At 43.5% G+C, this 20,395-nt stretch carries 17 protein-coding genes; 9 read left to right on the forward strand and 8 right to left on the reverse strand.

From position 1 onward, the window contains the following. Positions 1-57 precede the first annotated feature (57 nt). Positions 58-1,485 carry an NADP-dependent phosphogluconate dehydrogenase gene (gndA, locus tag AACT52_RS25640; protein WP_073633863.1) on the forward strand — a complete coding sequence of 476 codons (1,428 nt, stop codon included), beginning with the start codon at positions 58-60 and terminating at the stop codon, positions 1,483-1,485. A 282-nt stretch (positions 1,486-1,767) separates the two neighbouring features. Here gndA and AACT52_RS25645 read toward each other — a convergent pair whose 3' ends face one another. Both AACT52_RS25645 and hetF read right to left on the reverse strand, forming a co-directional pair. Continuing rightward, the gene (locus AACT52_RS25645) at positions 1,768-2,931 is read right to left on the reverse strand and encodes a serine/threonine-protein kinase (RefSeq protein ID WP_073633864.1); all 1,164 of its coding nucleotides are present in this window, start codon (positions 2,929-2,931) and stop codon (positions 1,768-1,770) included. Between the two features lie 109 nt (positions 2,932-3,040). Then, entirely contained in the window at positions 3,041-5,617 is a 2,577-nt protein-coding gene (gene hetF, locus AACT52_RS25650) for a cell division protein HetF (protein WP_073633865.1), read from the reverse strand. 1,605 nt (positions 5,618-7,222) lie between these two features. Between hetF and AACT52_RS25655 the strand changes: the two genes are divergently transcribed. Next, positions 7,223-7,549 carry a thioredoxin family protein gene (locus AACT52_RS25655; protein ID WP_073633866.1) on the forward strand — a complete coding sequence of 109 codons (327 nt, stop codon included), beginning with the start codon at positions 7,223-7,225 and terminating at the stop codon, positions 7,547-7,549. Here the strand turns inward: AACT52_RS25655 and AACT52_RS25660 are convergent. Continuing rightward, complete coding sequence (locus tag AACT52_RS25660; RefSeq protein ID WP_073633867.1) at positions 7,536-7,769, reverse strand: hypothetical protein; 234 nt, start codon at positions 7,767-7,769, stop codon at positions 7,536-7,538. The two genes, AACT52_RS25655 and AACT52_RS25660, sit on opposite strands and share 14 nt — an antisense overlap. 112 nt (positions 7,770-7,881) lie before the next feature. Beyond that, positions 7,882-9,738 (reverse strand): DUF5942 domain-containing protein, encoded by a 1,857-nt coding sequence (locus tag AACT52_RS25665; RefSeq protein WP_073633868.1) that lies wholly within the window; start codon positions 9,736-9,738, stop codon positions 7,882-7,884. A gap of 120 nt (positions 9,739-9,858) precedes the next feature. Here AACT52_RS25665 and AACT52_RS25670 point away from each other — a divergent pair, with 120 nt between their 5' ends. From AACT52_RS25670 to AACT52_RS25685, 4 genes are all read left to right on the forward strand, one after another. Continuing rightward, positions 9,859-10,275, forward strand: coding sequence for a hypothetical protein (locus AACT52_RS25670; protein WP_073633869.1), 417 nt, complete (start codon positions 9,859-9,861; stop codon positions 10,273-10,275). A 166-nt stretch (positions 10,276-10,441) separates the two neighbouring features. Further along, complete coding sequence (gene thiD / locus AACT52_RS25675) at positions 10,442-11,278, forward strand: bifunctional hydroxymethylpyrimidine kinase/phosphomethylpyrimidine kinase (protein ID WP_073633870.1); 837 nt, start codon at positions 10,442-10,444, stop codon at positions 11,276-11,278. A 266-nt stretch (positions 11,279-11,544) separates the two neighbouring features. Continuing rightward, the gene (locus tag AACT52_RS25680) at positions 11,545-12,135 is read left to right on the forward strand and encodes a hypothetical protein (protein WP_073633871.1); all 591 of its coding nucleotides are present in this window, start codon (positions 11,545-11,547) and stop codon (positions 12,133-12,135) included. 349 nt (positions 12,136-12,484) lie between these two features. Beyond that, entirely contained in the window at positions 12,485-12,823 is a 339-nt protein-coding gene (locus tag AACT52_RS25685) for a P-II family nitrogen regulator (RefSeq protein ID WP_017749852.1), read from the forward strand. A 68-nt stretch (positions 12,824-12,891) separates the two neighbouring features. On the opposite strand, the gene rdgB is transcribed toward AACT52_RS25685, so the two are convergent. The 3 genes from rdgB to pip form a co-directional block, all read right to left on the reverse strand. Then, complete coding sequence (gene rdgB / locus AACT52_RS25690; RefSeq protein ID WP_073633872.1) at positions 12,892-13,476, reverse strand: RdgB/HAM1 family non-canonical purine NTP pyrophosphatase; 585 nt, start codon at positions 13,474-13,476, stop codon at positions 12,892-12,894. A 165-nt stretch (positions 13,477-13,641) separates the two neighbouring features. Then, a complete protein-coding gene (locus tag AACT52_RS25695; RefSeq protein WP_073633873.1) occupies positions 13,642-15,081 on the reverse strand; it encodes a phosphoglucomutase/phosphomannomutase family protein in 1,440 nt (479 codons plus the stop codon). A 131-nt stretch (positions 15,082-15,212) separates the two neighbouring features. Further along, a complete protein-coding gene (gene pip, locus AACT52_RS25700; protein WP_073633874.1) occupies positions 15,213-16,163 on the reverse strand; it encodes a prolyl aminopeptidase in 951 nt (316 codons plus the stop codon). A gap of 412 nt (positions 16,164-16,575) precedes the next feature. Here pip and AACT52_RS25705 point away from each other — a divergent pair, with 412 nt between their 5' ends. From AACT52_RS25705 to AACT52_RS25715, 3 genes are all read left to right on the forward strand, one after another. Then, positions 16,576-17,178 (forward strand): IS607 family transposase, encoded by a 603-nt coding sequence (locus AACT52_RS25705; protein ID WP_073633875.1) that lies wholly within the window; start codon positions 16,576-16,578, stop codon positions 17,176-17,178. Further along, complete coding sequence (locus AACT52_RS25710) at positions 17,081-18,361, forward strand: RNA-guided endonuclease InsQ/TnpB family protein (protein WP_083630546.1); 1,281 nt, start codon at positions 17,081-17,083, stop codon at positions 18,359-18,361. The genes AACT52_RS25705 and AACT52_RS25710 overlap by 98 nt, the downstream gene beginning before the upstream one ends. A gap of 78 nt (positions 18,362-18,439) precedes the next feature. After that, a complete protein-coding gene (locus tag AACT52_RS25715; protein ID WP_083630548.1) occupies positions 18,440-19,612 on the forward strand; it encodes a DNA cytosine methyltransferase in 1,173 nt (390 codons plus the stop codon). 45 nt (positions 19,613-19,657) lie between these two features. On the opposite strand, the gene AACT52_RS25720 is transcribed toward AACT52_RS25715, so the two are convergent. Beyond that, entirely contained in the window at positions 19,658-20,395 is a 738-nt protein-coding gene (locus tag AACT52_RS25720) for a SinI family restriction endonuclease (RefSeq protein WP_073633878.1), read from the reverse strand.

Below are 20,395 nucleotides of genomic sequence, written 5' to 3' on the forward strand. Positions count from 1 at the left end.
GAAATCTCGGACTACCCTTAAAGATAAAGAGAAACTGCAAGAGTTAGCCAGAATTTTATGACACAGCAAAGCTTTGGTGTGATTGGTTTAGCTGTTATGGGTGAAAACATCGCTCTCAATGTGGAGCGTAACGGCTTTCCAATCGCAGTTTACAACCGCTCGCGCGACAAAACTGATAAATTCATGGCGGAGCGTGCCCCAGGAAGAAATGTCAAAGCCGCTTTTACTCTAGAAGACTTTGTTGCTTCCTTGGAACGTCCCAGAAGAATTCTCATCATGGTGCAAGCTGGTAAACCTGTAGACGCAGTGATTAATCAGCTCAAACCCTTGCTGGACGAAGGCGACATTATTATCGATGGTGGCAACTCTTGGTTTGAAGACACGGATCGCCGTACCCAAGAATTAGAACCTGCTGGGTTTCGGTTCATTGGTATGGGCGTCAGCGGTGGTGAAGAAGGAGCACTCAATGGTCCTTCACTCATGCCAGGAGGTACGCAAAGCTCTTACCAGTATCTGGAGCCAATTTTTACGAAAATTGCCGCCCAAGTCGATGATGGTCCCTGTGTGACATACATTGGTCCTGGTGGTTCTGGTCACTACGTCAAAATGGTACACAACGGTATTGAGTACGGCGATATGCAGCTCATTGCCGAGGCATACGATTTACTGAAAAATGCCGCAGGACTTGACCATAATCAACTCCATGAAGTTTTTGCCCAATGGAACACCACGGACGAACTCAATTCGTTTTTGATTGAAATTACGGCAAATATTTTCCCTTACATTGACCCAGATACAAATTTACCTCTGGTAGATTTGATTGTTGACTCCGCAGGTCAAAAGGGCACTGGACGTTGGACGGTACAGACTGCTTTGGAATTGGGTGTTTCCATACCGACGATTATCGCCGCAGTCAATGGTCGCATCATCTCTTCTTACAAGCAAGAACGGGTAGCAGCATCTAAAATCCTCACAGGTCCCACTGGCAAGTATGACGGGGATACCAAAGAGTTTATCAACAAGGTGCGTGACGCCCTCTACTGCTCGAAAATCTGTTCCTACGCCCAGGGAATGGCGCTGCTTTCTAAAGCTTCCCAAACCTATAACTGGAATTTGCAACTGGGTGAATTGGCTCGGATTTGGAAGGGCGGCTGTATCATTCGCGCTGGATTTTTGAATAAGATTAAGAATGCATTTGGCGAAAATCCATCACTGCCAAACCTCCTGTTAGCTCCTGAATTCAAGCAGACAATTCTCGACAGACAAACAGCTTGGCGGGATGTGTTGGCAACAGCAGCAAAACTGGGAATTCCAGTGCCAGCATTTAGTGCATCTTTAGATTACTTCGATAGCTATCGTCGCGATCGCTTGCCTCAAAACCTCACACAAGCTCAACGCGACTACTTCGGCGCGCATACCTACGAGCGTTTGGATAAGCCTGGTGCCTTCCACACAGAATGGGTACCCATTACTGAGAAGTCCTAGTCAACTTCAACGGCAGAATCACTGCCAGATTAACAACCAACAACACCTTCAAGTTCTACGGTAAATTTTGAGTGACTCTGAAAACCTCAGAGTCACTTTTTTTGAATAGACAAGATTGCATCTGTTTGATTCTATCTGTGTCCATCTGTGTCCATCTGTGGTTCATTATTCTTTTTTTTGGAATGAATGCAAGAAGTCTAATCCTTAACTGAACCGTATTGCCATATAGCGGTTTTAAATTTCAGTAAAAATTAGTAAAAATAAAGTTTTATAATTTACAACCTAAAATTCACCATTTTTATATTTAGCCTTTAATTCTTCCAATTCTGCATCTATTTCGCTTTTGCTAGAAGAAGGCTGGGGTGTTTGCGGCTGAGGCTGAAACTCAGTTTTCTTATTGCTTTTGGCATGACCACCTTGAAGAAACAGAGTTTTCATTTCCTGTAATTCTATATCTATTTGACTAGTCGTTTTATTGATAGAAACAGGTGTAGAGGTAGGTGGTGATGAAGTAACAGGTTTTACTGGTTGGCTTACAGGTGTTGGAGTTAATTGCTGCCCCCCGTTTAAGTCTTGGAGAACTTCATCTACAGTTTGGTAGCGCCGAACGGGGATGCTTTCTAGCATTTTGTCCAGAATACGGCTCAACTCATTGCTCACCGGGCTTTTTAGATATTGCCGCCAAATCCAAGCGTCGTTGTTAATGTCGTATAAGTCAAAAGGAGAAAGTTGGGTTAAGAGATGAACGCAGGTAACACCTAAGCTGTATATATCACTGGCAAAAATAGCTCTTCCTCTAATTTGTTCGGGTGCTACATATTCTGGGCTGCCAATACTGGTTCCTGTTCTGTTTAACGCTGTGTAAGTGGCTTCTTTTGCAGCGCCAAAATCAACCAGAACTAAATTTCCATTGCTTGATTGGGGAGTTATACGACGAATAATATTTTCCGGCTTGATATCTCGATGAATGACTTGTCTTGCATGACAAAATTGCAGCACTGGCAATAAATCATTCAGCAGTTGGCGAATTTGAGTTTCATTGAAAGCACCTTTTTGTTCCAATTCTTGAGCTAAGTTCAGTCCATCGATAAATTCTTGTACAAGATATTGCCGATCATCTTGAGTAAAATAAGCCAAGAGTTCCGGAATTTGGGGATGCCTGCCCAATTCATCCAACCGCATTGCCTCTTGGGTAAATAACTCTACTGCTTTCTGCACTGTGCTAGTCCCTTGAGCTTGGGGATAGAATTGCTTAATCACGCAGGGCGGTTTAGAGGGTTTATCCTCATCTATTGCTAAGAAGGTTCTGCCAAAACCGCCTTGCCCTATCGGTTTGATAGCACGGTAGCGTTCTTTGAGAAGTAACTTGGAACCACACGTCAGGCAAAACTTTCCACCATTCGTGTTAACAGGCTTGGGACAATTGGGGTTTAAGCAATAGCTCATGTGACAAATAAAGGCTTTAGCGTAGCTCTTAATACACTGGGCTACGCGCTTATATGTTTTTATTTTGCCACGCCTAAACATGAAGACGAATGTTGGTAAGAAACAATTGTCAATTTTCAAGTGATGAACGCTGAGTTTTTTGCTGGAGGAGTGCTTTCCAATCTTGTAAAGCCTTCTCTGTCCACAGCCAATTTTTACCCAATTCTCTCATCTCAAAATTAATTGGATCTTCTTTTATGACCATTTGACGTAGCTTGATTGCTTCATTGAGATATTGCTCACGTTTTCCAGCAGGTTGATTACTTGCAGTTTTATACAAGCCAAGGGCTAAGCCAGCATAAGCTGTTAAAGCATCCCGAGGCACTGGCTTTGAGGGAGAAAATGCTGTGGGAGAAGCAGCAGTTCTATTTTGCTCTCTAACTGCTAAACTCAATGCCTTGAACCAGGAGTCATTTGCCCGGTTGATATTACCTTGTGCGTAGTAAGCAAATCCTAATGCGTTGCTATACAAAACTGAGTCTGGTTGAGCCTTAAGTGCGCTTTCCCAGTAACGACGGGCGTCATCGACGCTGTATTTGTTGTCTCCTGTCTGGATAGATTGCCACGCCAATCGCCCTTTGAAAAAGTAGATAGATGGATTGTCTGCTGACGCTTGGGGAACGGCGTTCAAGGCTGATTCAGCGTTAGAAAGTACATTACGGTTGAGCAGTTCTTCCACAGCCTGAAGCCCTACTTGCAAGTCACCCTGGCTCAATTTTTCGGTGGCGAGCGCACTGACAGATTGGGTGTCAACCGTTTTGAGATTGATTTGTGGGGTGTTAGAGTTTGGTTCAGACTGATGAATTGCCACTACCGACGGCTGTTTCGATATTTGTTGATTGTGCGACCACCAGTTGAAACCGACAACAGCGGCGATCGCACTCACTCCCACAGCGCCAACAACGCCCAATAATTTGCGTCTTTTGCCTCGTTTTGCCTTCGGTGTTTGTGATGCAGGCGTGGTTCTTTGAGCTAACGACCCGGCATTTGAGTCGTCCCAACCTGCTTGCAATCCAGCTTCTTGACGAGTCAGTTCACTATTGGAGGGGTGTTCGCGACTTCCAGATGCGCCCAGCTTACCATAAGAAGCCGCTTTGCGGACTTCTTCCCACATCCGGACATCGTTTTCCAGCGAAGCTATTTCACCGGAAACTTCTGTTTCGTCAAGACCATCTTCCCCAAATTGCACAAGTTCAGCCTTCATGGAAGATTGCTCGGATGTCTTTTGTTTATCTAGTTGCCGAAACAAATCCGAAACAATCGCTGAATCTTCTTCGTAGCTTGGGTCATCGTACTCAATTTCATCAACAAGGTCGCCCCAGGTTTCTTCACCCAGCCAGTCTAAGTCAGAGGGTTCCCTTGTCAAATCTGAGGGTAACATATCCTCAATGGGTAATGCCATTTCGGCGTCATGTGCCGGGTCTGAATAAATTGTCGCTGTAGTTTTTAAAGAGGAATTATACTCATTAAATAATTCTTCATCTTCAGGTAAGAAAACTCCTGGGCTGAGATAGCCATCGAATTCTGGCTGGAGATATAAAATTGGCAATGCCCAGTAAAGTTGGTGAGAACCATAGCCAGCAATCAATCCTTGGCGCATCCGACTCACGCACAAATCCAGAGAATATCCCTGAGATAAGTTGCGGTAAAACAATTGTGTCAGCAGCAGCGCCACTTCATCGGGGATGCGTTCTGACATTGCCAAAACGCTCCTAATCCCCCGCTTTACCAAGGTTTCTGTCAAATTGCGTTCGCCTGTGTCTCCTGTGGGGTCCGAAGAGGTGGCTGCATATGTTCCCAAGCAGGAGTTAAACACTGCCATCTGGATGTTATTATTGACCAGCAAACCCGCCAAGTCATCGCCACTTAGGGTTTCCCTTAAACCAGTTCTGTTACTGACAAGATAAATTTCTCCGCCGTTGGAGGCGATGTTACTGTGACCAGAGTAGTGCAGAACGTGGTATCGTCCTTGTTCTAGGGCTTGTGTCAATTCTTCCCGCCCTGGTTGTTCGAGTAAGGTGAGTTCTATCTGCGGTAGTGAATTGCCACCTTCTCCATCACGATGAAGTTCGGCTTGGAGTTTGATAGCTTCTTGTTTAAGCAGATCCAGACGCACAAGATCCGTAGGAGAAGCGATCGCCATCAGTACTTTTATGCCACCTTCGTCTGTTGGTATTGGCATACTTGTCGAAGGTAAACGAGAACCCCCGCCAATGCCACTTTGATAGCGAGAAAAAGCAATATACGGTCCTGTCGCAATCGGGCGATCGCCTGCATGCATCACTTCCCAAGGTAACCGCGCTAACCTTGTGTCTTTCAGTCCCAAGCGCAGACGCAACACCTGTTGGTGGTTTTGGGCAATCCCTTGTGCCGTAATCCAACTATCTCTGAGGGTGCCTTGAAACAGTGCGTTATAAAATTGCTGACCCAACGCCACCAAGTTGACGGAGTTTCTTGCTAAAGCATCTCCCTGCAGCACCGACTTCAACGGGTCATTCATCAAATGTCCCGCAGCCGTCAACCAATCACCTACAGGCCAAGTCACCAGTTCTTCTGCCAATGGCACCCCAGGCGCGACTTGTTCCGTCCGCACCAAGTAGTCATTTTGCCCTACTGGGGTTACGGAAATGTGAAATTCCTGGGTCACAACTGCTCCTGTTTGCCTCCTAAATTTGGTTTGAAACGCGATTCATTTTCCACTCAATGTTTTGCTTCTTCTGATACCTTAGATGCATCCTGCCACTGATTGTTTCTGATTCACGTTGTTTTGCTCATACCTGTATTACCTGTAAGAACTCATAACCCACGAGTCAGAATTTATTCTGTATTCTCTACGACTGGGTTCTGAGTCCAAGTTCCAAGCCTCGACATTTGGTTACTGCGGAGAAAAAATTCTTTGTTCATAAAACTACATTCCGTAGGCTGACTTCTTCTAAAATTTTGAATTCAGCAATTCAGTCTCCTTTCATCACTTTATCCGGATCTTGTTAGTTTCGCCCAGAACATTCTTAGTGGTAGATGCACCTTGATCTTCAACTCCCATGTAGGCTAACACCCTCTGGGAGTTTTCTGTCTTAAGAGTTGAAGACTTTTGCGCTCGTCTCAGGGAAAATAATTTCCCTACACCGTTCACACAAACCTACTCATATCTGGTCATTGCTAGACACACCTAGGACTTGCGCATTCGCGCTGGAGTCAACCACAGAGCGTGATACAACGGCAATCCCTGCTTAATTCCCTACACCCAAATTAATGCTCTGTTGATCATCAACTCCCCTAGTTTCTTAACACCCTCTAGGTTTTTTTCGTCGTTTACAAATCGCAACTATTTCTGATACACGTAAAATCATCCAGAAAAAGGTAGTTATCTCCTTACCATAGGATTGGTAGATGCACCCTGACAACTGACTTCCCTGGTAGAATTTCGGCTACTTACGGTTTTCTTATTTTTAGATAAAATCAAAATATTTTTACCTCCATTTTGGAGGATTCATCCGGAAGAGGGTAGTTATCTGTGGAACATAGGATTGGTAGATGCACCCTGATAACTGACTCCCCTAGTGGACTTTCGGCTGCTGGGGGATTTTTTTGACTACTAACACAACTATAACTCTAATTTTCGCGCTTTTTCTCCGGAACCTACTGGTTTTTTCCGAGAACATAGTATTGCTAGATGCACCCTGATAACTGACACCCCTGGCTAGCTACTAGCTACTTGGGGTTTTTTGTTTTTTACACCAACATCCCCAGAATTTTCGCGTTTTTGTCCGGAATACCTTAGTTATTCATAGAACATAGTATTGGTAGATGCACCCTGATAACTGACACCCCTGGCTAGCTACTAGCTACTTGGGGTTTTTTATTTTTTACACCAACATCCCCAGAATTTTCGCGTTTTTGTCCGGAATACCTTAGTTATTCATAGAACATAGTATTGGTAGATGCACCCTGATAACTGACACCCCTGGCTAGCTACTAGCTACTTGGGGTTTTTTATTTTTTACACCAACATCCCCAGAATTTTCGCGTTTTTGTCCGGAATACCTTGGTTATTCATAGAACATAGTATTGGTAGATGCACCCTGATAACTGACACCCCTGGCTAGCTACTAGCTACTTGGGGTTTTTTGTTTTGAACAAAATAACAGCAGCTACAATTCTTAATATTTTTTCTATAATTTTTTGCGTTGTATACTGCTATGTTGTTCTTTGAGCCAAAAGCTAGTGTTAGTAGCTAGAGAGTTGCAGAGCCATGAATTTAGCTGTCATTAAGTTTTCTTCAGAAGACTGCGGTATTTGCCATAAGATGTCTTTCTATGACAAAAAGGTGTCTGAAGAGCTGGGCTTGCAATTTATTGATGTCAAAATGCAGGATACAGCTAGTTATCGTAAGTATCGTAAGATTCTGCTCACTCAGTATCCTGATAAATCAGAAATGGGATGGCCTACTTATATCGTCTGTGATTCGCCAGAAGGAGAATTTCAGATTTTGGGTGAGGTTAAAGGTGGTCATCCCAAAGGGGAATTTAGAAGTCGCCTGCAAGAAGTTCTGAATTCAGAAGCGTCTAACCAGAACTAAGGACTTCAAAAGATTTTACTTCCAGCACTGGACCAATCATCGCAATGGTCATAACATCTTCACGCACCTGTCCAGTGACTTTTGCTTTTTGTCCTTGTTTGAGTAAGCTTTTGTCAGATTTTTTAGAGATTTCATAGGTCACACCATCATCAGTAACTAACGCCCAAGCGCCAGTACCAATGTCACGGCGTTCAACGGTACCTGTAACTGTAATGCTCATATTTAGTAACCTCCGGTGTTGAGGGGATGAGGGGGATGAGGGGGATGAGGGGGATGAGGAAGTAAATAAACAATGACTTCTTCCTTGTCTCCCCCTACTTCCACATCTCTCGTTAGGCTGGTTGTTCTTCGTTTTTGACTGCTAAACGAGCTAAACCGAAACATAGCAGGGCATTAACGAGCAAGAACATACGAGCTAGGATACCACTGCCTAATCCCCAAACTGCGGGATCTGATACCGCACTTACCACCAAACACGCTGCTACACCTAGCGATGAACCAATGGCAAACCACTTCCATTTAGGATTTCCTAGCAATAATGCCATTAAGACTAAGGGAATCAGCACGCTGGCAAACAGCGGATTAAAAGCATTTGTTCCTTGCAGGGTGTTGCCTAATTCCGGAATGGAACTGCCTAACAAGCGGAAGGGCCATTGTGGAAGGTCAAAGATAAAGATTCCTTTGAGGGGGAATAATCCTGAACTACCAGCAATCAAACCGCAAGATAAAGTCCAGCCCCAGCTGAACGGAAAGTAAACCCGTAAAAACCAAGCCAGCGCATAGGAACCGAGGATCATCAAAATCTTGGGTAACAGCGCCACAGCACCGCCATCGATCCAAAAACCGGGGTTGAGATAGCCGTTATCCCGTAACCAGCGGAAGAAATCTTGGAAACTGATTTGCCCTTGGGTAGCACGTTGCACTGCGGCATCTGCATTCAGTAGTCCAGCACCATAGTAGTTCAAACCATCATCCTGGACAGTTCGTGCTGACTGTTTAAGGACTTCGAGGATTTCATCTGGTTCTTTGACGCCAGAGGCTTTGACTAATGCAGCAACACCAGCAACGTGAGGCGCTGCCATGCTTGTACCTTGGAAGCCGATAAACACGCCTACACCATTGTTTTCAGGGTCTATGGTTTCTTGCAGAATCTTGCCCGCATCACTGCCACCAGGGGCGGAGATATCGACTCCAGCACCAAAGTTAGAATAGGGTGCTCTTTCTCCATCTGGACCTAATGCCGAAACGCCAATAACATAGGGATAACGCGCTGGATAGGAAGCAGAATTCTGATTTTCATTGCCCGCTGCGGCAATGATGACGACGCCTTTTCTATGGGCATAGTCAATCGCGTCTTTCATCAGATGGCTTTCACCGCCACCGCCCAAGCTCATATTAATCACATCTGCGCCATTATCAGCAGCAAATTTAATCGCTTCGGCAATATCGGCAACAGTACCGCCGCCATAATCGCTAAGCACCTTAAGAGGCATCAGCTTGGCTTCGTAGGCAATACCAGCTACGCCATAGCTGTTGTTCGTGGATTGGGCGATGGTACCAGCAACGTGGGTGCCGTGTCCGTTGTCGTCGTCAGCTTCTACTCTGTCGTTAACAAAGTCGTAGCCAGGGACAAATTCTGTCTCTACTAAGTCACGGACGCGAGTAATGCCAGTATCAATGACCGCAACCGTAATGTCTTTGCCTTTGGTTTGAGTCCACGCGCCTTCAATATTGATATTGTGCAGATTCCACTGCTTGCTGTAATAGGGGTCGTTGGGACCTTTTAATGTCGGTTTCGCTTGGTCAGCCTCTTGTGAGGGCTGCAATAATTCTCCCAGCCAAGCAACTTTACCTGGTTTGGGAATCTTGTAGATATAATTTGGCTCAATAAAATCCATTGCTTGGGCAAATGGCGACTTTTTCAGTTCTTTGAGTCGCTGTTTATCGCCCTTGATGATATAAACATTCTCCTTGGCGGAAAATTGATTATCTAATCGGGGAGTGACGTTGTACTGTTGAGCAATAGCTTGCAGATCCTGCTGCAATACCTCTTTGGGAATATCTTCGCGAAAGTTTAGCACTATCGTCTCAAATTCCCCTTTGGCTGCCAGTCCCTGAAAATTAATAAAATTAAACAGGGCAACACCTAGCCCGATGACAAATAAGCAAAATAATATTAGCTTTCTCATCTCAAACCATTACAGCTTTTTGCCAGTTTGCTCACTACCATAACTCATACACGCGCCTTATTGCTGCGTTTACGAGTAAACTTACAATTTTTACACAAAACTCAGGACAATTTATCAACGATGGAACGCGGTCTTTTATGGTTACCCCTGTTATTTGCATTTTTTTGGTTGGCTTGGCAAGGCTCTAAGGAGTATCAAAAAATTGAGGCATATCGCACTTGGGCGGAGCAATTTGAACGAGCTAAGTTTGATATCTATGCAGTTTTAGGTCAAAAAGGTAACAATATAACTTGGGGCAAACCAACGCCAAAAGGTCCAATTAAGCTAGAAACTTTTTCTTTGCTTGATGTCCAACAAGTTCGCCTTTTAGTAGATGACAAACCAGTAGAGATAGAACAGCCGCCACAAAAAGGTCGTACTATCGAGTTGGAATTTCTGTTTGCTGAAAGAGGGAATTCAGTACGTGTTCCTTTTACGGAAATTCCCTTAGCCGCAGAATGGGGCAAGTTTTTGCACTCAAGAGTCATTAGTCATTAGTCACAGGACTTACGTATGTATTATGAAAAACGAACCGCCAAGGGCGCAAAGGACACAAAGAAATAAGAGTTTCACGACTAGTTCTTGCGTAAGTCCTAAGTCATTAGCAATTTATTCTCATCTTCCCTGGCTTCCTCCACTTCCCTATCTCCCTTTTGTGTGAACTATGAACGCCGAAACAACACCCAAAGTGCCCGTTGCTTTAACCATCGCCGGATCTGATAGCGGTGGTGGTGCGGGTATTCAAGCCGATTTACGCACTTTTGCCTTTCATTGCGTCCACGGTACAAGCGCTATTACCTGCGTCACCGCACAAAATACTTTGGGGGTGAACCGGGTTGATGCTATGGCACCAGAGGCTGTTGTGGCGCAAATTCGTGCGGTATATGAAGATATAGGTGTGCAAGCGGCGAAAACGGGAATGTTACTTAATAAGGAAATTATTGCCGCTGTTGCCCAACAGGTGAAGGCTTTAGAAATTCATAACTTAGTTGTCGATCCAGTGATGGTATCCCGCACGGGGGCGCAATTAATTGATGATGATGCCGTGAAAAGTCTCCGCAATCTCCTCATTCCCCTGGCAACTATCATCACACCGAATCGCTACGAAGCTCAGATTTTGAGCGGTTTACAAATTAATTCCTTAGATGATATGAGAGCAGCCGCGCAAATTATTCACCAGAATACAGGAGCAAAGGTTGTTTTAGTTAAGGGTGGAGGTATGCAGGGGAGTGTGCGTGGTGTTGATATCTGGTTCGATGGACATAAGATGGAAACTTTGACAACAAAACACGTAGATACAAAAAATTCCCACGGTACTGGTTGTACACTCTCGGCTGCGATCGCCGCTCATCTTGCACTAGGAAGCGACTTGCTCACAGCAGTACGAAAGGCAAAGGAATATGTCACTTCTGCACTCTCCTACTCTCTTGATATTGGCAAAGGACAAGGTCCTGTGGGACACTTCTTTCCATTATTGATATCAGGGGAACGTCAAGTGTAAGTCTCTACCAAAGTCGTTCAGTAGTTACGCAAGTTGCAGAAGATCCTGAACTCCTTTTCTACCTAAACTTCCAGTTAACCTCATACCGAATGGGATATATATTCTACTATTGATTGACTTGTATCTTTTTGCCCTAAATTGTAAATTAATAATCTTTCCCCTATGCACACTTTTCCATTATTGTTGGGCATAGTTTCAGAGACTGCTAGTCTCTGATAGCAAATCCGCTTCGTTGACTTAAGTTCTATTTTGATGCTAATCCACCAATGCGAACAATCTCAGATTCTGTTCACAGCAGTACACCCGTAGGAAATACCCAAGCCTATTCTCCCTCTGTACCCATCTCTGTTTATCGGGATTTGGCAACAGAGTTACATGCTTCTCAAGCAAAGTTAGATAGTCTTACCGCCCAAAATCAACAACTGGTACAAGAAAATCAATTACTTCGCCAAGAAATCAAGAAAGCTGTTGAGTCTGTTTTGCGCCTGCAAAAGTTGGTTGATTCACAACCAAAGGTGAGTTTTCACACAGATTCTCAATTTATACCTGATGATAAATCTCAAACCAAACAACCAGTCACCCCAGTGTCTCCCAAAGAACAAGTTTCCCGTGGGCGTGCTTTTTCCGCAGAACCTTCCTCAACACCTGTCTTTCCTCCAGAAATGGAAATTTCGAGTTCCATTTCAGAACCAGTCTTCATAGAAGAGGAGGAAGTCAGCTATTATCCCTACGCCGAATCAGAACCAACGCATGTTAAAGGCTGGTGGTTAATAATAGCTATCTTGTTAATTGTTGTTGTAGGTTTTGGTACTGGGTATTTGGTTGTCCGCCCCTTATTGGAAAACCATAGTCGTTAGGTTAAACCATTCTCCCAGTCAATTGAGCGCTTATCACAATTCATCTTTATTTTCAGTTAAATAAACTACGAAAAAATGATAAATTGAGCTAGAAACCTCAAGTTATTACTTAAAAGACGATTCAGGTAGACAATGCTTACTAATTAGACTTTTATTTGATAAGCAGGGCATCTATCGTGATGCCATGTGCCAATTTCGTAGATATTTATTTGAGGTTGCGCTGCTTTTTTTTAGCGTTACACCACTCCCAAGGCTTGTGCAAATTAAGCGCCAAAGGTTTCATCTTTGGCGTAAACGCACTGGCTTTTCAGCCTACACTCTTATAAACATAGAAGTCAGGAGACAAAAAATGAAAAAAGTAGAAGCTATTATCCGTCCCTTTAAGCTTGATGAGGTCAAAATTGCCCTAGTCAATGCTGGTATAGTTGGTATGACTGTTTCTGAAGTCCGGGGTTTTGGACGGCAGAAAGGTCAAACAGAACGCTATCGTGGTTCTGAGTACACTGTTGAGTTTTTGCAAAAACTTAAAGTGGAAATAGTTGTTGAAGACAACCAGGTTGATATGGTCGTTGACAAAATTATCGCAGCTGCTCGTACTGGTGAAATCGGTGATGGCAAAATTTTCATCTCCCCAGTTGAACAAGTTGTGCGGATTCGGACTGGGGAAAAGAATACAGAAGCAGTTTAGTCGTTAATTGTTAGTGGTTAGTCGTTAGTCAGAAATTTAACTAACAACTAACAACTAACAATTAACAATTAACAATTAGTACTTTCTAAATGAGGCAACTTTTGAAGTAAAGCGGCAAAAGCTTTGCCTCGATGACTAACAGAACGCTTCAATTGTGATGTCATCTCAGCAAATGTCAGTTGCATTTCGGGGACGTAAAAAATGGGATCGTAGCCGAAACCGCCACTACCACGAGGGGCATGGAGAATTTCGCCACGACAAACACCTTCTGATTCTAAAGCAATAGTACCATCTGGACGAGCGATCGCCACTGCACAAACAAATTGCGCTTGCCGATTTGGTGTATCGCCCAATTCGCTCAACAACCTGGCAATGCGATCGCTATCGGTTTTGCCATAACGTGCAGAGTACACTCCTGGTGCGCCACCGAGGGCATCGACTTGCAAGCCAGAATCATCAGCGATCGCCCAATTTCCCGTTGCTTGTGCCACTTGGGATGCTTTTAAGCAGGCGTTGGCAGCAAAGGTGTCCCCCGTTTCTTCTATTTCCAATTCTTCTGGTTTGAGGGTTAATTCCCAACCAGAATCAACCAGGTAAGCTTGCATTTCCTTCAACTTACCTGGATTTCCTGTGGCTACTACGAGTAATGTCATAAGTCTGTTAACAGTTCACAGTTAACAGTTAACAGTTAAGAGTGATAACTGACAACTGATAAAGCACGTTGTTCGTGCATGAAGTACAATGCTCTTGTCTAAAAGCCAGACATAAAGCCCTTTTTACTTCTGAGTTCCTAGCTGCGGTTTCTGAATTCTGTTGTATTACTCTGCCCAGTCTTTCGCCCAAGCTAGAGTTTGATGCACTTGCTCTAGTGTAGGGGCTTCGCAGTACAAGCGTAAAACGGGTTCAGTACCGCTGAAACGAATCATTAACCAACTTTGATCTGCTAGGCGGAACTTGTAGCCGTCAATTGTTTGGCAATCAATGACTGCTTTTCCTGCTATTTCTGTTAAAGGTTGGGTTTGGAGTTGTTGCAGAAGACGCGATCGCACTTCCATACTGGCAAGGGGTAAATCGATGCGATCATATGCGGAAGTGAAACCTGTTTGTTGTTGCAAGTGGCGATAATAGTCGCCTAAATCCAGCCCAGATTCCACAATGGCTTCTAGTACATACAATGCCGACAGAAGTGCATCGCGTTCGGGAATGTGGCTTCCGTAGCCAATTCCTCCTGACTCTTCGCCGCCCAACAACACCTGAGTTTCTAGCATTCTGTCAGCGATGTATTTATAACCTACGGGTGTTTCAAAAATTGACAAATTATGCAGTGCTGCTACCTTGGGCATTAAGTCAGAACCACTGACAGTTTTGACTATTTCACCCTGAAAGCCGCGCCGTAGGGTCAAGTGGTCGATTAATATTGGGATTAAGATTTGTGAACTCAGGAAGTTACCTTGTTTATCAACAGCGGCAATGCGATCGCTGTCTCCGTCAAACACCAAAGCCACCGTTAAACCTGCTTGATTCGTTTCTCGGTGATTTCGCATCACCTCAAATAGATGCGAAAGATATTTAGGTAGTGGTTCGGGTGCGCCGCCACCAAACAGAGGATCGCGATTGCTGTTAATTTCTTTAACCTCATTGCCGAGTAGCATCGCCAGCCCGCCAGCAGCAGCGCCATGCATCACATCGGCAAATACCGTGAGTTTACCTGTGCTTATCGCATTGCGGATTTTCCCTATGTTGACTTTGCCTTCTAAACCTTCACAATAACTGCGCCAAGGGTTAAATATCTCTATCTTGCCTGGAATTGACGCGGGGGGTAGTGCCTCTGCTGATAAAAGTGCTTCTATTTCTTGAGTGACTTCTGGCGGTACGGAACCACCAAAAGCGCTTTTGACTTTTAAGCCCAAATATTTACCAGGATTGTGACTAGCAGTAATAACCAATGCCCCTAAAGCATTTTCTTGCTTTGCCGCCCAACTAAAAGCTGGGGTTGGGGCAAAGGCATCTGTCAGCAGTACATCAAACCCAGCGGCTGAGACAACATCAGCAACTTTACGGGCAAAGTCTTCTGCCATAAATCGTCTATCGTGTCCGACAACGATTGTCCGGCTGCCTACTTTTTCTCCATATGTATTAAGTAACACTTTTGCGGCAAGTGGAGCGACCAAGGCTACACGTTCAAATGTGAACTCATCGCCTATCACACCACGCCAGCCATCTGTACCAAACTTGATTGAGTTAGCTGCTACTGGCATTGAGGTATCCCTACTTCCTAACTGAGGATTCTAGCATTCACACAGGGCACCCGGTAAAAAACGTATCTAGTATACAAAATGTAACAGTAATACCACGCTATTGATGACACCTTAGCAAACGAGTATGTTCCCTACTCACTTAATGGAAACTTATCTGTCGCTTCAATTAAGGCACTGCGAATTCCTGGTTCACTCATCGAATGTCCAGCATCGGGAATCACAACAAATTTTGCTTCCTGCCAAGCACGATGTAATTCCCAAGCTGATATCATTGGACAAACGACATCATAACGCCCTTGAACAATCACAGCAGGTATATGGCGGATGCGGTCAACATTTAAAAGTAATTGATTTTCTGTTTCAAAGAATCCCTTATTCACAAAGTAATGACATTCAATTCGCGCAAATGCCTCGGCAAAGTCATTCTCGCCAAACTTTTGGATAAGTTGTGTATCTACGAACAATCGACTTGTACTCGCTTCCCAAATTGACCAAGCACGCGCTGCTTCTAACCTAATTTGTGAATCTGGGCTCGTCAACCGTTTGTAATAAGCTGTGAGCAAATCGTCACGTTCAGCAGGTGGAATTGGTTTTAAATATTCTTCCCAAGTATCAGGAAAAATATAGCTAGCCCCCTCTTGGTAGAACCAGCGCAATTCTTTTTGCCTCAACATGAATATGCCGCGTAGAATCAGCCCCGTGCATGAAGTGGGATGAGTTTGGCTGTAGGCTAATGATAAAGTACTTCCCCAACTGCCCCCGAATACCACCCACTTTTCTATACCTAAATGCTCTCGTAGCTTTTCAATATCACTGACCAAATCCCAAGTGGTGTTCTCGCGCAGTTCCGCATGAGGTGTACTTTGACCGCAACCGCGTTGGTCAAACATCACCAGACGCCATTTTTCTGGGTGGAAATATTGTCGATAAAAAGGCGGACATCCACCTCCTGGTCCTCCATGTAGCAAAACAATCGGCTTGCCCTGAGGGTTGCCTGACTCTTCAAAATGAATCGTGTGGAGGTCGGAAACCTTTAATTTGCCTTGTTTGTAAGGTTCGATGGGTGGGTAGAGTTCTCGCATTATTGACATTAAGGTATTTCACTAACCTGTTATGACATAAAAATGACCAAATTTGTACTCTGGTTAGCACAAGTGCGTACCCCTAACGCGCTACTCCTAAGGGTTTACACTATTGGCATGGCAAGCATCTACCGTAACGACTAGGAGAGCAATTCAGTACTAAATTAGAGATTTTTCCGGAATTATCTTACTTGCGTGAGGTAGGATTAGATAACAGCACACTCCCGCTTCATTAAAACCGGAAAAACTGCGGTGCCTCATTACTAAGCGCGTTGGTTTAGCGCCAACGATCTGGGCGCTAAGATGCCCCAAACGTAGATTTTTCGGAAAAAATGAGTATTTATACATGGGCGATTTTTCCGGAGGCTGGCAGATTTTTCAATCGTTGTGACCCAACCCTACACACGCACTTATGACTAGATATGTCACACCGCGAGAAGCGATGCAAATCCTCCAAGTTTCAGAAAAGACTCTCAGAGACTGGGACAAAGCCGGAAAAATACGTACAGTTAGAACTCCTGCGGGACATAGACGTTACGACATTGACAGCGTACTTAGTCCACAATCAACCAAGAAGCGAAAGGTCATCCTTTATTGCCGAGTCAGTTCCCATAAACAAAGAGACGATCTCAATAGACAAGCTGACTACCTCCAGTCCTTGTTCCCACATGGAGAAGTCGTCAAGGAAATTGGCTCAGGACTCAACTACCGAAGAAAAAACTTACAAGCCCTTTTGGGACAAATTCTGTCTGAAGATATCGAACAAGTTGTATGCAGCTATAAGGATAGACTTGCAAGATTTGGAATCGAACTCATCGACTACATCTGTCAGCAAAACAATACAAAACTCGTGGTTCTCAACCGCGTTGATTTATCTCCAGAGAGAGAGTTTGTCGAAGACATTTTGGCAATTATCCATGTCTTCAGTTCCAAACTCTATGGACTTAGAAAATACAAACAAAAAATCAAAGAAGATACGGATTTACCCGGAAACAAACCTCAAACTAGTTTATAGGAGGTGGCTGGCTGCATGTCGCTGGTGTTATAACCATGCGCTAGCATATCAGCGTGATTGTTTTGTTAAAGGTGAGAAACAGCCTAGTAAGTACGAGTTACGAGAAATTGTTCTCAAATCTTGCCCAAAATGGGTCAATGAATGTCCCTATTCTCCTAAAGAAGAATCAGTATTTGATGCCAAAACAGCTTTTTTGAAAACTGCTGTTAAGAACAAATTAAATCCAAGATTTAAGTCATGTCGCGAAGCAGTTAAGAGCTTAAGAATAAGTGCTAAATATTGGGGTAATTTTTACACAGGCAAGGGCAAAGCGAAACTTGTTGCTGGGTTTACTCACTATGCTGCCAGTCAGGTCTTAATAAACGGTAAAAATCATGCTATCAAAGATTTACAGCTAAATCCCGTTGAAGCCTTGTGCGAGGAAATGCCATCAGAGTTTACTATCTTACTCGATAAAGGTAGATGGTATATCTGCTTTTCCATAGCATTTGAAGCACAAGATAATCAACGTAAAAATTGTATGGGAGTTGACCCAGGAGTTAGAACATTTTTAACTGGTTTTGATGGTGAGAATATTTTAGAGATAGGTAACGGTTCCATCTCTAAAATAGTAATTCTCTGTCAGCGATTAGATAAACTTCAATCTCAGATTGCTAAATCTAAGGGCAGAGATAATAAGCGTCTACGTTGGAAGTTAAGAAAACAGTCAGAAGCAATAAGAACTAGGATTAGGAATCTCACTAACGAAGTTCATAACAAAGCTTCTGTTTTGTTAACCAAAAATTATAAGCATATTTTCTTGCCGACATTTGACACATCACAGATGGTTGTCAAGAAAAAACGCAAGCTCAACTCTAAGACAGCTAGAAATATGCTTACATGGTCGCACTATCGTTTCAAAAAAACTCTCAAATTCCACGCATTAAAGCGGGGTTGCGTTGTGCATGATGTGACAGAAGAATACACAAGCAAGACTTGCTCAAAATGTGGTCATATCCATGAAAAATTAGGCGTAAACAAAAAGTTCAAATGTCCTAATTGCGGTCATGAAATAGCAAGAGATTGGAATGGTGCAATCAATATTTTCATCAAGTCATTAAATGATTTGGTAAATGCCTCAACTTCTGTTGAGGCTGGGCAGGACGTAGCCCGATACACGGTAGAAACTAGTACTTGTTACTAGAATTTACCGGGTTAAATGATGTCCGTTAGCATCGTATATTTAATAATTAAAACAATAAAGGCTTGAGGGCTGAAAGTAGTGATAGACAATAGGGCAATATCAATCAGTTTGTTTACTGGAGCTGGTGGGCTAGATATTGGGATGGAGCAAGCAGGTTTCCAGACAGTAAGTATGGTTGAGAAAGACCCTGATGCTGCCAAGACTATAGCTCTAAACCGACCTTACTTTAATACTGCTGTATCAAGAGACGTACAGAACATCACTGCTCAAAATCTTTTAGAAGAAGGGGGACGTGTTCTTGACCTTGGCAGATCTCTGTACTCTGGTGAAGTAGATTTGGTGACTGGGGGTCCACCTTGTCAACCCTTCAGCACAGCAGGCAAACGTGGCTCAGTTATCGATCCCCGTGGCAGCCTATTTATGGACTTTATACGCATTGTTGAACAAGTGCAGCCGCGCTTTTTTGTGATGGAGAATGTTAAAGGTTTACTCTCTGCCCCTATCCGTCATAGACCTCACCTGAACCGTGGATCTGGTTATCCTCCTTTGGAACTAGATGAAATGCCAGGTTCTGCTCTTGAAGTAGTGTTGGCAGAAATGAAGCGTCTTGGATATCGAGTTGTGTACAATCTCTTGGAAGCAGCAGATTATGGTGTTCCGCAAAACAGACAGCGAGTGATATTTATTGGCTCAAGAGATGGTGAATCAGTCACATTGCCCCTGCCTACTCATAGTAAAAATGGTGGTGTGCTGCCTAAATGGCGTACTCTTAAAGATGCCCTGATCAATTTAGAAGACCCACACCCAGAATATACTCCCTACTCAGAAAACCGTCTGAAGTACTTACGACTTTTAAAAAGTGGTCAAAACTGGAGAGATTTGCCTGATGACCTCAAGAAAGAAGCAATGGGAGGCGCTTACAAATCTGGAGGCGGTAAAGTCGGTTTTTACAGAAGGCTATCTTGGGATAAGCCATCTCCTACTGTTACAACAAGTCCACACCAGAAAGCTACAGATATGTCTCATCCAGAAGAACTACGCCCTCTAAGTGTCCGAGAGTGTGCAAGGATTCAAACTTTTCCCGACTCATGGGTTTTCTATGGTTCGACAAGCTCTAAGTACCGACAGATAGGTAATGCTGTACCTGTACTCTTAGCCAAAGCAATTGGCGACTATTTACATAGTTTAATCAGGCAAGAGAAACCTAAAGGAATACCAGTTTTTGAACAACTCTCACTGTTTAATCAATAAAACTATATTAATATTTACTGATTGGTTACTCTTTTAAGTGGTGTATTACTTTATGAGCCGCCAGTAGTTACTATCTTCTACATACAATGCTGTGGGGTTTTCAGTGATAGTTTTTCTAACAAAAGCAGAAAAATCTTCTTCAGAAAGTTCTGAACATCCTATCAATTGATTGAGTTCTTTCCAATAGTAAGCTCCATTACTAGCATTGATTCTATGCCATTTTCGGATTAGAGTTCCCTTACGTACACTGCTGCTTGAACTGTTTTCAGAGTTACTGCGGTTCTTAACTTGTAACAGATCACCTTTCTTGGTGCAAAAATCAACCTTGTCTATAGTCTCGCCCCAAGCACAATACCAACCATAAGATGATAGCTTTTCGGCAAGATATTCTTCCAAAAGTAAACCTAATATATTTTCTGCTGACATGGAAAGACGATGAGCAGACTTTATCTGATCAATCTGATCAGTACTGAGAGTAGGAAGACGGGCTGAGATAATCGTATCTATCACTATATCAGGAACAGTACCTATCTTCTTGCTCTTTCGTTTTGATGGTCGATTATTGTAACCGTCAAAATACTTCTTTAACCACTTATTGATGTACTCTAAACGGGAATTGCATCCTTTCAAAGTTGGAAACAGTTCAGGGGAACTACAACATACAGATAAAACTGTTTTTACAGAATCATCCCAAAACATCCCAGCACTATCGTTTGCTATTCTTTCAGCATCAGACACTATGAGTTCAGGATCAAAATCAGGTATCTTTGCTTTAGAAGTCAC

This window comes from Scytonema sp. HK-05 (assembly GCF_963872035.1).
GTDB lineage: Bacteria > Cyanobacteriota > Cyanobacteriia > Cyanobacteriales > Nostocaceae > Kalymmatonema.

Bases quoted from the DNA above. Each gene is read 5' to 3' on its own strand.
- AACT52_RS25670 (WP_073633869.1), top strand. From the start codon at position 9,859: ATGGAACGCGGTCTTTTATGGTTACCCCTGTTATTTGCATTTTTTTGG.
- gndA (WP_073633863.1), top strand. From the start codon at position 58: ATGACACAGCAAAGCTTTGGTGTGATTGGTTTAGCTGTTATGGGTGAA.
- AACT52_RS25705 (WP_073633875.1), top strand. From the start codon at position 16,576: ATGACTAGATATGTCACACCGCGAGAAGCGATGCAAATCCTCCAAGTT.
- AACT52_RS25695 (WP_073633873.1), bottom strand. From the start codon at position 15,081: ATGCCAGTAGCAGCTAACTCAATCAAGTTTGGTACAGATGGCTGGCGT.
- AACT52_RS25680 (WP_073633871.1), top strand. From the start codon at position 11,545: ATGCGAACAATCTCAGATTCTGTTCACAGCAGTACACCCGTAGGAAAT.
- thiD (WP_073633870.1), top strand. From the start codon at position 10,442: ATGAACGCCGAAACAACACCCAAAGTGCCCGTTGCTTTAACCATCGCC.
- AACT52_RS25660 (WP_073633867.1), bottom strand. From the start codon at position 7,769: ATGAGCATTACAGTTACAGGTACCGTTGAACGCCGTGACATTGGTACT.
- AACT52_RS25645 (WP_073633864.1), bottom strand. From the start codon at position 2,931: ATGAGCTATTGCTTAAACCCCAATTGTCCCAAGCCTGTTAACACGAAT.
- pip (WP_073633874.1), bottom strand. From the start codon at position 16,163: ATGCGAGAACTCTACCCACCCATCGAACCTTACAAACAAGGCAAATTA.
- AACT52_RS25665 (WP_073633868.1), bottom strand. From the start codon at position 9,738: ATGAGAAAGCTAATATTATTTTGCTTATTTGTCATCGGGCTAGGTGTT.
- AACT52_RS25710 (WP_083630546.1), top strand. From the start codon at position 17,081: ATGTCTTCAGTTCCAAACTCTATGGACTTAGAAAATACAAACAAAAAA.
- AACT52_RS25655 (WP_073633866.1), top strand. From the start codon at position 7,223: ATGAATTTAGCTGTCATTAAGTTTTCTTCAGAAGACTGCGGTATTTGC.
- rdgB (WP_073633872.1), bottom strand. From the start codon at position 13,476: ATGACATTACTCGTAGTAGCCACAGGAAATCCAGGTAAGTTGAAGGAA.
- AACT52_RS25685 (WP_017749852.1), top strand. From the start codon at position 12,485: ATGAAAAAAGTAGAAGCTATTATCCGTCCCTTTAAGCTTGATGAGGTC.